The organism is Pseudomonas gozinkensis (genome assembly GCF_014863585.1).
Lineage (GTDB): Bacteria > Pseudomonadota > Gammaproteobacteria > Pseudomonadales > Pseudomonadaceae > Aquipseudomonas > Aquipseudomonas gozinkensis.
The window spans coordinates 3,514,611-3,528,325 of record NZ_CP062253.1; the positions used below are offsets into that span (position 1 = coordinate 3,514,611).

At 60.5% G+C, this 13,715-nt stretch carries 11 protein-coding genes; 6 read left to right on the forward strand and 5 right to left on the reverse strand.

All coding sequences use genetic code 11. The features are described from left to right. Positions 1 to 19: 19 nt before the first annotated feature. A complete protein-coding gene (locus IHQ43_RS15420) occupies positions 20 to 823 on the reverse strand; it encodes a hypothetical protein (protein ID WP_192561171.1) in 804 nt (267 codons plus the stop codon). A gap of 225 nt (positions 824 to 1,048) precedes the next feature. On the opposite strand from IHQ43_RS15420, the gene IHQ43_RS15425 reads away from it, so the two are divergent. The 5 genes from IHQ43_RS15425 (at position 1,049) to IHQ43_RS15445 (ending at position 6,405) form a co-directional block, all read left to right on the forward strand. Then, positions 1,049 to 2,077, forward strand: a complete 1,029-nt coding sequence (locus IHQ43_RS15425) for a LacI family DNA-binding transcriptional regulator (protein ID WP_192561172.1) — start codon at positions 1,049 to 1,051, stop codon at positions 2,075 to 2,077. Between the two features lie 174 nt (positions 2,078 to 2,251). After that, positions 2,252 to 3,034 (forward strand): sugar phosphate isomerase/epimerase family protein, encoded by a 783-nt coding sequence (locus IHQ43_RS15430; protein WP_192561173.1) that lies wholly within the window; start codon positions 2,252 to 2,254, stop codon positions 3,032 to 3,034. Beyond that, positions 3,027 to 4,049, forward strand: a complete 1,023-nt coding sequence (locus IHQ43_RS15435) for a sugar kinase (RefSeq protein ID WP_192561174.1) — start codon at positions 3,027 to 3,029, stop codon at positions 4,047 to 4,049. Before IHQ43_RS15430 ends, IHQ43_RS15435 begins: the two co-directional genes overlap by 8 nt. A 58-nt stretch (positions 4,050 to 4,107) precedes the next feature. After that, positions 4,108 to 5,406, forward strand: coding sequence for an MFS transporter (locus tag IHQ43_RS15440; protein WP_192561175.1), 1,299 nt, complete (start codon positions 4,108 to 4,110; stop codon positions 5,404 to 5,406). Between the two features lie 21 nt (positions 5,407 to 5,427). Beyond that, a complete protein-coding gene (locus IHQ43_RS15445) occupies positions 5,428 to 6,405 on the forward strand; it encodes a 2-hydroxyacid dehydrogenase (RefSeq protein WP_192561176.1) in 978 nt (325 codons plus the stop codon). A gap of 140 nt (positions 6,406 to 6,545) precedes the next feature. Here IHQ43_RS15445 and IHQ43_RS15450 read toward each other — a convergent pair whose 3' ends face one another. The 4 genes from IHQ43_RS15450 to IHQ43_RS15465 all read right to left on the reverse strand — a co-directional run bounded on the left by IHQ43_RS15450 (position 6,546) and on the right by IHQ43_RS15465 (position 12,130). Then, positions 6,546 to 7,733 (reverse strand): pyridoxal phosphate-dependent aminotransferase, encoded by a 1,188-nt coding sequence (locus IHQ43_RS15450; RefSeq protein WP_192561177.1) that lies wholly within the window; start codon positions 7,731 to 7,733, stop codon positions 6,546 to 6,548. Between the two features lie 41 nt (positions 7,734 to 7,774). Then, positions 7,775 to 9,400: a methyl-accepting chemotaxis protein gene (locus tag IHQ43_RS15455; protein WP_192561178.1), complete on the reverse strand. Its 1,626-nt coding sequence runs from the start codon at positions 9,398 to 9,400 to the stop codon at positions 7,775 to 7,777. A 223-nt stretch (positions 9,401 to 9,623) separates the two neighbouring features. Then, positions 9,624 to 10,763 carry a glycerate kinase gene (locus IHQ43_RS15460; RefSeq protein ID WP_192561179.1) on the reverse strand — a complete coding sequence of 380 codons (1,140 nt, stop codon included), beginning with the start codon at positions 10,761 to 10,763 and terminating at the stop codon, positions 9,624 to 9,626. A 245-nt stretch (positions 10,764 to 11,008) separates the two neighbouring features. After that, positions 11,009 to 12,130, reverse strand: coding sequence for a sugar diacid recognition domain-containing protein (locus tag IHQ43_RS15465; RefSeq protein ID WP_192561180.1), 1,122 nt, complete (start codon positions 12,128 to 12,130; stop codon positions 11,009 to 11,011). A gap of 171 nt (positions 12,131 to 12,301) precedes the next feature. On the opposite strand from IHQ43_RS15465, the gene IHQ43_RS15470 reads away from it, so the two are divergent. Further along, positions 12,302 to 13,612 (forward strand): MFS transporter, encoded by a 1,311-nt coding sequence (locus IHQ43_RS15470; RefSeq protein WP_192561181.1) that lies wholly within the window; start codon positions 12,302 to 12,304, stop codon positions 13,610 to 13,612. Positions 13,613 to 13,715: the final 103 nt, after the last annotated feature.

Below are 13,715 nucleotides of genomic sequence, written 5' to 3' on the forward strand. Positions count from 1 at the left end.
AACCTCTTATCAACATTGCTCAAGGCCCACAGGGAACCGGATCACCAGCAAGCATCCGACTGATTTTCAAAGTTGCAACTTTCGACATTCCTACTAACCTCGCGCCGCGAAATATACGATAGATCACTGTGGCGGATGCATTAGCAACCATAGGCTCTATATGAGGAACATACGGGTTAACCGTCAGACTGTATCCAGTCTTGACGTCTTGATCACTCAAGCTCTGACGAATGTTTTCCCAACGAGTGCGGGGGATTTCAACACTGCCCGAACTTGAAGGGCCATAACCTCTCCAAGTCACTTCGCACCGATCACCTACTTTAGAACCAGTCAATGCTGGAATAACAAGCCAGATACCCGTCCAGATTGCAGGTTCGGTAAAGCAATGAACGGTACCCCAAGGATCGGCATCCCGAAAAGTTACCATTTCCAGATCATCACGTACTGGGGAGTGGTCTATTGTCAGATTTCTGTGATCAGAAAAACTTGGATGATCCGCAGTATCATAAACTTCATACCATAGCTTGCCCACGCCATCACTTAACAGATATTTCGGTTCAATATGAATGACAAATTCCGGTTTTATATCCGCTGGAAGATACTCATTTATAATCACTACAGGTATTTGCCCGACTTGTTCATAACGGACAACGAGTTTGTCTCTATCCCCTGGCTGCGTGGCATAGGAAGGCCAAAGGGGAACCACCACATCAAGGCCTTGGGGAAGCAACTCACTGGGAACGTGTCCCTCAGGATCCTGTGAATGATCCAGTACCCCGATAACTTGAGGTGGCTTGAAATTCAGCGGCCCACTGACTGACATTTGAACACCTCTTTCAATCTGAAATTCTGTTCGCTAGTGCCTGTTACTGCTGAACAGATTAAGAGCGCTTTCATAACTTCCAGCTACTGTCAGATCTGACAGGTATTTCTACCGTCTGTCGGATATGCCTGACTTCACCCCCAAAATCGAAGCCATCTTCACTTGACGCGAACGAGGCGCTTAGTGTTTCCTGAAACCGGTTTCAGACAATAAGAAGACTCAACCGTGAACGACTTCTCCGCCGCCCAGCGCAGCCGCGTCACCATGCTCGACGTCGCCGAACACGCTGGCGTCTCAAAGGCCAGCGTCTCGCGCTTCATCGGCGATGACCGCGCCCTGCTCTCCGATGCCATTGCCCAGCGCATCGAGCAGTCCATTGCCGAACTCGGCTACCGCCCGAACCAGATGGCCCGTGGCTTGAAGCGCGGCCGTACGCGCCTGATCGGCATGCTGGTGGCCGATATCCGCAACCCTTATTCGATTGCCGTGATGCATGGCGTGGAGACTGCGTGCCGCCGACACGGTTACAGCCTGGTGGTGTGCAACACCGACCGCGATGACGAGCAGGAACGCCAGCATCTGGCGCTGTTGCGCTCGTACAACATCGAAGGTTTGATCGTGAACACCCTCGGTCATCACCGGGATGAGCTGAATGAGTTGAAGCGGGAAATGCCGCTGGTGCTGGTGGATCGCAAGGTCGATGGGCTGGACAGCGATATGGTCGGGCTGAACAACCCGCAAGCCATCGAGATGGCGCTCGCGCATCTTGAGCAACGCGGCTATCACGATGTGCTGTTGGTGACGGAACCTTATGACGGCACCAGTTCGCGGATCGAGCGGGTCAACAGTTTTCAGCAGCAAATTGGCCAGCGCAAAAGCATGAATGGTGCGGTGCTGGAAACCGGTTCGAGTCTTGCGGGCGATCTTCAAACCTTTTTGAACACACCTGATTCGGGCCCGAAAGCCCTGTTCTGCGCCAATGGCGTGGCGGCGCTGGCTTGCACTCTGGCTTTGCGCGAAATTGGCTGCCGGTTGTTCGAGGATGTCGGTTTGATCGCGCTGGATGATCTGGATTGGTATCCGTTGGTGGGCAGCGGGATCACCGCACTCGCCCAGCCTACAGAGGAGATTGGTGCGCGGGCGTTTGAGTGTTTGCTCAAGCGATTGCGTGGGGATGATGAAGCGGCGCGGACACTGGATTTTGCGCCGGTGCTCATTGAGCGTGGTTCAACCCAAGGGAAATCGGCTGACTGATCAGGCCCCATCGCTGGCAAGCCAGCTCCCACAGGTAATCGGGTGTACTTAAGTTTCGTGAACGATCCCGTATCTGTGGGAGCTGGCTTGCCAGCGATGAGGCCCGAAAGAACGACACACAACTTGATGATTTTTTTTGAACAAAAATGAAACCGGTTTCAGAGGTAGATAACAATGAATAAACCTGCCGTTTCCATCAGCCTCTCCAGCTACGGCGCCGACCTCGTGCGCCGCCGTGGCCAAGGTTCGTTCATCGAGGTGCTGGCCGCTGCCGGGGCCAATCGCATCGAATGGCGCGAGGAGCTGCTGACCAACGAAGTCCCCGAACAACTGGCCGCCGCCACGCGAGCGGAAGGCCTGCAAAGCATCTATTCCTCGCCCACCGAATTGTGGCTTGCCGGTCAGTCGCGCCCCAATCCCGAACTCATCACCGCGCTGCAAAACGCCGAAGCGTTCGGCTCGAAGTGGCTGAAGGTGTCGCTGGGTTTCTTCACCGACAACAACGATCTGCAGACGCTGGGGCAAATCCTTGCGCAAAGCCCGGTGCAACTGCTGGTGGAGAACGATCAGACCTTGCACGGCGGGCGCATCGAACCGTTTCAACGTTTCTTCGCCGCCGTCGAGCAACACAGCCTGCCGATCAAGATGACTTTCGATATCGGCAACTGGCAGTGGCAAGACCAGTCCGCCACCAGCGCCGCTCGACTGCTGGGCCGCCATGTCGGCTACGTGCATTGCAAAGCCGTGGCCCGCCGTACCGACGGAAAACTCGTGGCCGTGCCGCCCGCCGCCACTGACCTGCATCTGTGGGAACAACTGCTGCGGCACATGGCCCAAGGGGTCATGCGCGCCGCCGAATACCCGTTGCAGGGCGATGACCTGGTCGCACTGACCACGGAACACGTCGCCGCCCTCGCCCGCCTCGGCCAGTCCCGCCTGGAGCCTGCTTATGTCTGAGATCGATATTCTGTCGTTCGGCGAAACCATGGCCATGTTTGTCGCCGAACAGAGCGGTGATCTGGCGGCGGTCGAGCAATTCCACAAACGGATTGCCGGGGCCGACAGCAACGTGGCCATCGGGCTTTCGCGTCTGGGTTTCAAGGTGGCCTGGCTGAGCCGTGTCGGTGCCGACTCGCTGGGACGCTTTGTCGTCGAAACCCTGGCCCGCGAAGGATTGGATTGCAGCCATGTCGAAGTCGACAACGCGCACCCGACCGGTTTCCAGCTCAAATCCCGCAACGATGACGGCAGCGATCCGACGGTCGAGTACTTCCGTCGTGGCTCGGCGGCCAGTCATCTGTCGCCGCATTCGATCACTCCGATGCTGCTCGGTGCCCGGCACCTGCACGCCACCGGCATTCCGCCGGCGCTGTCCGCATCGGCCCGGGAGATGTCCCGTGAACTGATGACCCGCATGCGCAATGCCGGGCGCAGCGTGTCGTTCGACCCGAACCTGCGCCCAAGCCTGTGGGCCAGCGAGCGGGAAATGATCACCGAGATCAACCGCCTCGCCGCCCTCGCCCACTGGGTGTTGCCGGGTCTGAGTGAAGGCCGCTTGCTGACCGGGTTTGAAGATCCGGCGGATATCGCTGCGTTCTATCTGGATCAGGGCGCTGAAGCCGTGGCGATCAAGCTCGGGCCGCAGGGTGCGTATTACCGCACGCATCTGGATCAGGGTTTTGTCGCCGGGGTGCCGGTCGAAACCGTGGTCGATACGGTCGGTGCCGGCGATGGTTTTGCGGTCGGGATGATCAGCGCCCTGCTGGAGCATCAGAGTTTTCCCGAGGCGGTCAGACGCGCCAACTGGATTGGCAGTCGGGCGGTGCAGAGCCGTGGCGACATGGAGGGTTTGCCGACCCGCTCCGAACTCACCGCTGAATTCGAGGCCGCCTTCGCGAGCAAGGTCGCTCCCACAAGTCTTGTGTACGCCACAGACACTGTGGGAGCTGGCTTGCCAGCGATGAGGCCCTGACAGGCAACACATTTTTTGAACCTGCTGCGACAAAAACAACAAGCTCAGGAGCAAGACCATGAAAACCGCAACCCTCGCCACCCGCCGCTGGTGGTACATCATGCCGATCGTGTTCATCACCTACAGCCTGGCGTACCTGGACCGCGCCAATTACGGTTTTGCCGCCGCCTCGGGCATGGCCGCCGACCTGATGATCACCCCGGGCCTGTCCTCGCTGCTCGGAGCGCTGTTCTTCCTCGGCTACTTTTTCTTCCAGGTGCCCGGCGCGATCTACGCGCAAAAGCACAGCGTCAAGAAGCTGATCTTCGTCAGCCTGATACTCTGGGGCGGACTCGCCACGCTGACCGGCGTGGTCTCCAACGCCTATTGGCTGATCGTCATCCGTTTCATGCTCGGCGTGGTCGAAGCGGCGGTGATGCCGGCGATGCTGGTCTATCTCTGCCACTGGTTCACCCGCGCCGAACGCTCGCGGGCCAACACCTTCCTGATCCTCGGCAACCCGGTAACCATGCTCTGGATGTCAGTGGTTTCGGGCTATCTGGTGCAGCATTTCAGCTGGCGCTGGATGTTCATCATCGAAGGCCTGCCGGCGGTGCTCTGGGCGTTTATCTGGTGGAAGCTGGCCGATGATCGTCCGGCCCAGGCCAAGTGGCTCAACGACCAGGAAAAGCACGATCTGGAAAGCGCTCTCGCCGCCGAACAGGTCGGTATCAAAGCAGTGAAGAACTACGCCGAAGCCTTCCGTTCGCCGAAGGTGATCATTCTGGCGCTGCAATTCTTCTGCTGGAGCATCGGCGTCTACGGCTTCGTGCTGTGGTTGCCGTCGATCCTCAAGGCCGGCGCGCAGATGGACATGATCGAAGCCGGCTGGCTGTCGGCCCTACCTTATCTCGCGGCGGTAATCGGCATGCTGCTGGTGTCGTGGGGCTCGGACAAACTGCAAAAGCGCAAACGCTTCGTCTGGCCGCCGCTGCTGATTGCCTCGGTGGCGTTCTACGGCTCCTACGCCCTGGGCGCGGAGCATTTCTGGTGGTCGTACACGCTGCTGGTGATTGCCGGCGCCTGCATGTACGCGCCTTACGGGCCGTTCTTCGCCATCGTTCCGGAGATTCTGCCGGCCAACGTTGCCGGTGGTGCCATGGCGCTGATCAACAGCATGGGCGCCCTCGGCTCGTTCGGCGGTTCGTATCTGGTCGGTTACCTGAACAGCTCCACCGGTTCGCCCGGCGCTTCATACCTGTTGATGAGTGGCGCGCTGATGCTCTCGGTGGTGCTGACGATTTTTCTCAAGCCCGGCGCCAGCGACCGGGTGACGGCCAAGCGCGTCGCTCCGCGTCCGCTACCGGCCCATTCCTGAATTGATAGAGAGATGACTGCGATGAAGAAGCAGGTTGTGTTGTACAAGAAACTGTCGCCGGCGCTGATGGCGCGTCTTGAGGAACAGGTCGATGTGACGCTGATCGACAGCCTCGACGCCGACGGCCTGATGAAACTGCGCGACGCCCTGCCCGCCGCCCACGGTCTGCTTGGCGCCAGCCTGAAACTGGACGCGGCGCTGCTCGATCTCGCACCGAACCTGGAAGCCATCTCCAGCGTCTCGGTGGGCGTCGACAACTACGACATCGACTACCTGACCCGGCGCAAAATCCTGCTGACCAACACCCCGGACGTGCTCACCGAAACCACCGCCGACACCGGTTTCGCGCTGATCCTGGCCGCCGCCCGACGCGTAGTCGAGCTGGCGAACATGGTGCGCGGCGGCCACTGGCACCGCAGCATCGGCCCTGCACATTTCGGCACTGATGTGCACGGCAAGACGCTGGGCATCATCGGCATGGGGCGGATCGGCGAGGCGTTGGCCCAGCGTGGGCATTTCGGGTTCGGGATGCCGGTGACCTATCACAGCCAGTCGCGCAAACCGGCGGTTGAACAGCGTTTCGATGCGCAGTACCGAAGTCTGGAGGAGCTGTTGCAGCAGGCGGATTTCATCTGTCTGACCTTGCCGCTGACGGCGCAGACTGAAGGATTGATTGGCGCCGAACAGTTTGCGTTGATGCGCCCGGAAAGCATCTTCATCAACATTTCCCGAGGCAAGGTTGTGGATGAGGCGGCGATGATCGACGCCTTGCGGCATAACCGGATTCGCGCGGCGGGGCTGGATGTGTTCGAACGTGAACCGTTGAATCACGATTCACCGCTGCTGCAACTGAACAACGTGGTCGCGACGCCGCACATGGGTTCGGCAACCCATGAAACGCGTGAAGCGATGGCGCGCTGTGCGGTGGAGAATCTGTTGGCGGCGTTGGCGGGAAAGAAGCCGATGAATCTGGTGAATTCATCAGCTTGGCAAGGCTGACATTTTCCTATTCTGGAAGGGCCCTATCGCTGGCAAGCCAGCTCCCACAGATTTAGCGGTGATCACAATTCCGTGCACACCACCGACACTGTGGGAGCTGGCTTGCCAGCGATGGGGCCAGTCAAGGCAATACACATCTTTCAGGCGCTGCGCACCTGGAGAAGTTGCGCAGCGCACAGGGCAATCCGCGAGCACGCATCCGCCAGTTTCACCCGATCCACCACCAGCCCGATGCGAATATGCCCTGCCGCACTCGGCCCGAACGCTTCACCGGCCAGCACCGAAACCCCATAACCCTCGAGCAACCGCTCGGCAAAATCCTGCGCACCGATCCCGGTCTGGCGCACATCGACCATAACAAACATCCCGCCATCCGGCTTGATCGGGTACAACCCCGGACAGCCGCGCAGGCGTCCGCACACCAGATCCCTGCGCAAGCGGTATTCCTCGCGCATCTGCGTCACTTCCGGCAAATCCTTCTCCAGAGCGACCTGCGCGGCTTTCTGCACAAAGTCCGGCAGACCGAACAGCATGCTCAACGACAGGTTCACCAGATGCTCGGCCAACGGTTTCGGCCCGATCATCCAGCCGATCCGCCACCCGGTCATTGCGTGGGATTTGGACAAACTGTTGATGGTCGCCGTGCGCTCGGCCATACCCGGCAGACTGGCCGGGCTGACGTGCTCGCCTTCGTATAACAATTCGCTGTAGACCTCATCGCTGATCAGCCACAGGTCATGACGAATGCACAACGCCGCCAGTTCCTGCCAGATCAGCAGCGACAGACTGGCGCCGGAAGGATTGTTGGGACTGTTGAGCAACATGGCCCGAGTCTTCGGAGTGATCCGCGCCGCGACATCCGCCGGGTCGACACGAAAACCGTTTTCCGGACGCACCGGAACAGGCACCACGGTTGCACCGCAGGCGCCGAACACACCTTCATAAGTCACGTACATCGGTTCGGCGACGATCACTTCATCGCCCGGATCCAGCAGACATTGCGCCACCGAATACACCGCGCATTGCGCGCCGGGCAGCACAATCACATGCTCGGCGTCCACCTCCTGACCGCTGCGCCGCCGATGGCGTTCAGCAATCCGCTTGCGCAGCTCCAGCCGGCCGCGCACTTCGGAATAATGGGTATCGCCTGCCAGCAGGCTGTCGATGGCGCCGTGGATGATCGGCAGCGGCGTATCGAAATCCGGATCACCCACGGACAGCAGCAACACATCAATGCCCTCGGCGCGTAACTCCAGCGCTCGGTCGTGAATCCGCCAGGCCGCTGCTCCCTCCCCGGCGATTCGTTGGGTCAAGGCTGAATAGCGCATGTACGTCTCCTGATTGCGCGGTCTCCAGCCTTCACCCTAGGTCAAATCACAAACCGCGCCACCATCGCGTTCAAATCCACCGCCAGGCGCGACAGTTCGTGGGTCGCGGCGCTGGTTTGATTCGCGCCGGCAGCCGATTGCGTGGCCAGGTCGCGGATGTTGACCAGGTTGCGATCGACCTCGCGGGACACCTGCGCCTGCTCTTCCGAAGCGCTGGCGATCACCAGGTTGCGTTCGTTGATCTGGTGAATCGATTGAGTGATCTGCTCCAGCGCCACGCCAGCAGCGCGGGCCATTTCCAGGGTGGACTGGGTGCGCTGGTTGCTTTGCTGCATCGACTCGACCGCTTCACCGGTGCCGTTCTGGATGCCGGCGACCATTTTTTCGATTTCCTGGGTCGATTGCGCAGTGCGATGAGCCAGGGCGCGAACTTCGTCCGCCACCACCGCAAATCCACGCCCGGCTTCACCGGCACGGGCCGCTTCGATGGCGGCGTTGAGCGCCAGCAGGTTGGTCTGTTCGGCGATGGCGCGGATCACGTCCAGCACTTTGCCAATGTCGCGACCCTGAGTAGCCAGACCTTCGATCATCTGTGCGGTGTTCTGCACGTCGTGGGTCATGGTCTGGATCGCGTCCACGGTTTTCACCACCTGATCGCGACCTTCACGGGCGGCGTGGGTGGACTGGTTCGAGGCTTCGGAGGTCGACACCGCGTTGCGTGCGACCTCTTCCACCGCAGCGGTCATTTCGTTGACAGCGGTGGCAGCCTGTTCGATTTCGTCGTTCTGTTGTTGCAGACCGCGAGAGGCTTCTTCAGTCACGGCGCTGAGTTCTTCGGCAGCGGCGCCCAGTTGCGTGGCGGAGCCGGCGATCTGCTCGATGGTCTTGCGCAGATTGGTCTGCATTGCGGCCAAGGCTTCAAGCAGACGCGCCGGTTCGTCCTTGCCATCGACTTCGATGGTTTTGGTCAGGTTGCCGCCGGCGATGGTTTGTGCGGCAGCGACGGCACGGTTCAACGGGGTGACAATGCTGCGGGTCAGCAGCCAGGCCAGCAACACCGTGGCCAGTGCCGCGATGACCGCCACAATGACGATGCCGGTAATTGCGCTGTCGTAGTGGTCGCCCGCCTGGGTCGAAGCGGTCTTCGCATCGGCGGCGTTGATCGCAATCAGCTTGTTGAGCTGCTCGCCCATCTGGTCGGTGCCGTCCTTGATCTTCGTGTTGATCAGGGTACGCATCTCATCGACCTTGTCCTGACGCGACAAGTCCATCATCTGGTTCTGGGCTTGCAGATAGTTGTCGAGGGTCGTCGCGAAAGTCTGATACAGCGCGCGCTCTTCCGAACCGGCCGGCAATGCTGCGTAACTGGCCTGGGCGGCACGCACCTTGTCCACCAGCACGCCGATGCGGGTCTGGGCTTCCTGCAGACCGGCCGGATCGCGGTTGACCAGAATGCGGAATGACAGAATGCGCAGGCGCAAGACGTTTTCCGTGACCACGGCAAGTTGCGTGACGCTTGGCAACTGCGTCGACTCCATCTCCAGCGACGCCTGACGGATGATCGACATGCGATTGACGGCGAACACGCCGAGCACGATCACCAGCAAGGCAATAAAGGCAAAACCGAGGAAGGCACGGGGCGCGATATTCAGATTACGCAAGGACATAGGAGGACTCTCGGATAGTTGAAGCTACAAGCGTCCATGCCCTGTTCACTGGCCCGTGGGGCGGGGTTCAGTCCGGCGTCACTGTTTTGGGAAGTCTTGTGTGCGCCTGATTTCTGTATCGGCCAGGCTTGAGGAAGTTTGCGGGGAAAGATGAAATATTTTTCAAGATGTTGCGGGTGTTTCAGCGTTGAAACACCCGTTGTTTTAGATGATGGGTGACAGGTCAGGCCGGGGTTGCCATACGCCAGACGCGAGCGATGTCTGTGGCACGTTCGCGCAACAGGCGCGGCGCCTCCGCACAAGCTTGCTCGAGGGACATTGGGCCGCTGGTGACGGCGAATGCGGCATCGATACCGTGATCGTAAAGTTCCTGATAGCCCTCGCCCAAAGTGCCGGCGATGACGATCACGGGAACGCCTTGTTGCTTGGCGATCCGCGCTACGCCGAACGGGGTTTTGCCACGCAGGGTCTGAGCATCGAAGCGCCCTTCGCCGGTGACCACCAGATCTGCGCCCTTCACCGCATCGGCCAGTCCGACCAGTTCCGCGACTACTTCGACACCGGCCTGGAATCGCGCACCGAGAAACGCCTTGGCCGCGAAACCCAGTCCGCCTGCCGCACCGCTGCCCGGTTCATCGCGTACGTCATTGCCCAGCGCTTGGGCGCAGAGTTCTGCGAAGTGACCGAGAGCCTGATCCAGTTGTTGAACTTGCGCAGGAGATGCGCCCTTCTGCGGGCCGAAAATCGCCGAGGCGCCGTGGGGGCCGCACAGCGGATTGTTGACGTCGGCGGCGATGTCGAAACGGACGTGCGCCAGACGCGGGTCAAGTTCGCTGAGATCCAGTTTTGCAAGTTGCGCCAGCGCCAGACCGCCCGGCACCAGCGATTGCCCTTGGGCATCCAGCAGTTTCACGCCCAGCGCCTGCATCGCGCCGGCGCCGCCGTCGTTGGTGGCGCTGCCGCCGATGGCCAGAATGACGCGTTGTGCGCCGGCATCCAGCGCGGCGCGGATCAGTTCACCGGTGCCGAACGTGCTGCTGATGCACGCGTCACGCTGCCCCGGCGGCACCAATTGCAATCCGCTGGCCTCGGCCATCTCGATGATTGCGGTGTGGTTGTGTGGCAGCCAGCCCCACGCCGCTTCGACCGCTGCACCCAACGGGCCGCGCACGCGGGTGCGGCGCAGTTCACCTTCACACGCGGCGAGAATCGACTCCACCGTACCTTCGCCACCGTCGGCCATCGGGCATTTGACCAGCGTCGCCTGCGGCCAGACCTGCGCCAGGCCCAGCGCGATGGCTTCTGCAACGCCTTGGGCACTCAGGCTGTCCTTGAACGAATCGGGGGCGATGACGATTTTCATGCGAATTCTCCAGTTCCAATGCCCCTCATGCTGCCAGTCGCCTTGCCCGATGACGCCTGTCCGCTGCACAAGTTGGATTGGCGTTTATTGTTCATTTTCACAAAGGCAGGAATTTCGGTGCTGAATGTTCCGGCCCTATCGCTGGCAAGCCAGCTCCCACAGGGTTTTGCATCGTTCACATATTTTGTGCACGCCCGGATACTTGTGGGAGCTGGCTTGCCAGCGATGGGGCTCTCAAGAACACCTCATGCAGTCGATTCAGTCTGGGGCAGCAATTGCACCCCGAGATACAGCGCCAACATGCCATCGAGCTTCAACGGATCGACCCCGCTCAACTCGGCAATGCGCTCCATCCGGTAACGCAGGCTGTTGCGGTGAATCCCCAAGGCATCGGCGCAGGCCTGGCTCTGCCCGTCGTGATCGCACCAGCTGCGCAGGGTCGCGAGCAACTGGCCGTTGCTGTCCTTGGCGATGACTTTGCGTAACGGTTTGAGCAGTTCATCCAGTGCATCATCGTTGCGATGGCGCCAGAGCATCACCGGCAAGCGATAGCGGTTGAGGGTCAGCAACCGTGAACGCGGCAGCACTTCACGACCATAGGCGAGCAAATCGCCGACGCGTCGATAACAACGGCGCAGCCCCGACAGCCCATCGGCCTGCCCGCCGACCGCAATGCGCAAAATGTTCCAGCCCAGGCCATCGAGTTTTTCCAGCAGACGATCATGCTCGACGTTCTGACTCGCCGGACGGCACCAGAGCAGCGACGACTTGGCCGAACTCACGCACCAACTGTCGGGGTAGCGCGTCATCAGCCAGGCACTCAGCGCCTCGACGGTTTGCCCCGGCCCGTGTTCCAGGCCCAGCTCAAACAGATACGGCACTCGCGTCAGTTGTGGTTTGAGCCCAAGTTGCTGTGCCTCGTCGACCAGCCTTGGCGAATCCCCCGCCTCGCTCAACAGTAGCGCCAGCAAGTCATCGCAGCGCTGCCGCCGCCATTGCTGCTCGGATTGCTGGTTGCGCTGGCCGACCAGCATCTCGGCGGTCATGCGAACCAGTTCGGCGTAAGTGCGCAGTTGCTCCGGCTCGCCGGTAATGCCGAGTACGCCGATCAAACGCTGATCGAGCAACAGCGGCAGGTTGATCCCCGGCTGCACGCCTTTCAGATGCACCGCCGTCTGCGCGTCGATCTCCACCACCCGACCGTTGGCCAGCACCAGTTGCGCGCCTTCGTGGCGGGTGTTGATCCGCTCCGGCTCGCCACTGCCCAGGATCAGGCCCTGGCTGTCCATGACGTTGACGTTGTACGGCAAAATGGCCATGGCCCGGTCGACGATGTCCTGGGCGAGGTCGTGATCGAGTTCGAACATAAGGGCTGGAATCCTTGAAAACAGGCGCGGACGGTTGTTCACCCGCACAGGGTCTGGCAACAAACCCTGTGCTCAGGCACAAAGACAATCCGGCCAAAGGTGACCGAGACTCTCAGGGCGATCAACGTTACCCTTTGCATCGCAAAAAATCATAATAAAGAGAGAGCCGCCATGTCGCAGAGCGCCGCTGCCGCCCAGACCATCGCTGACGATAAAAATGCCGTCTACAAACGCATCACCCTGCGTTTGATCCCCTTCATCTTCATCTGCTACCTGTTCAACTACCTCGACCGGGTCAACGTTGGATTCGCCAAACTGCAGATGCTCGACGCGCTGAAATTCAGCGAAACCGTATACGGCCTCGGTGCCGGTATCTTCTTTATCGGCTACGTGCTGTGCGGCGTACCGAGCAACCTGGCCCTGACCAAATTCGGCCCACGGCGCTGGATCGCGCTGATGATGATCACCTGGGGCACGCTGTCGACCTGCCTGCTGTTCGTCACCACGCCGACCGAGTTCTACACCCTGCGCCTGTTCACCGGCGCGGCTGAAGCCGGGTTCTTCCCGGGCGTTGTGCTTTACCTCTCGCAGTGGTTCCCGACCTTCCGCCGTGGCCGGATCATGGCGTTGTTCATGTCGGCGATCCCGGTGTCCGGCCTGCTCGGCAGCCCGTTTTCTGGCTGGATCTTGAATCACTTCGCTGCGGGCCAAGGTGGCCTTGCCGGTTGGCAGTGGATGTTCCTGTTGCAAGGCATTCCGACTGTTGTGCTGGGCGCCCTTGCCTACTTCCTGCTCAGCGACAACTTCGCCAATGCCAAATGGCTGACCCCGCATGAGCGTTCGGTGCTGGAAGCGGATCAGGCGGAAGACCTGGCGAACAAGCCGAAAACCACCTCCGACTCGTTGAGCGCGGTGTTCAAGAACCCGGCGATCTGGGCCTTCGGCCTGATCTACTTCTGCATCCAGAGCGGCGTATACGCGATCAACTTCTGGCTGCCGTCGATCATCAAGAACCTCGGCTTCAGCGACAACCTGGTGATTGGTTGGCTGAGTGCGATTCCGTATCTGCTGGCGGCGGTGTTCATGCTGGTGGTCGGGCGTTCGGCAGACTTGCGTAAAGAACGTCGCTGGCATTTGGTGGTGCCGATGCTGATGGGTGCTGTCGGCCTGCTGATTGCGGTGAATTTCGCGGCGAATCCGGCGATTGCGATCCTCGGCCTGACCATTGCGACCATGGGTGCGCTGACGGGTCTGCCGATGTTCTGGCCGGTGCCGACTGCCATGCTGAGCGCGGGTGCTGCGGCGGGCGGGTTGGCGTTGATCAACTCGATGGGGCAGATGGCCGGGTTCCTCAGCCCTTATCTGGTGGGTTGGGTCAAGGACAGCACCGGGTCGACCGATGCGGCGTTGTATCTGCTGGCGGGGGTGATTGTTGGCGGGAGTCTGCTGGCGCTGCGGATGACCCGGACGTTGCGGGCCTGATTATTGGCAGACACAAAAAAAACGGCCCGATTCGGGCCGTTTTTTATTGACGCTAGATCGTTTTAGATCGTTCCCACGCTCCGCGTGGGAATGCAGCCCGGGA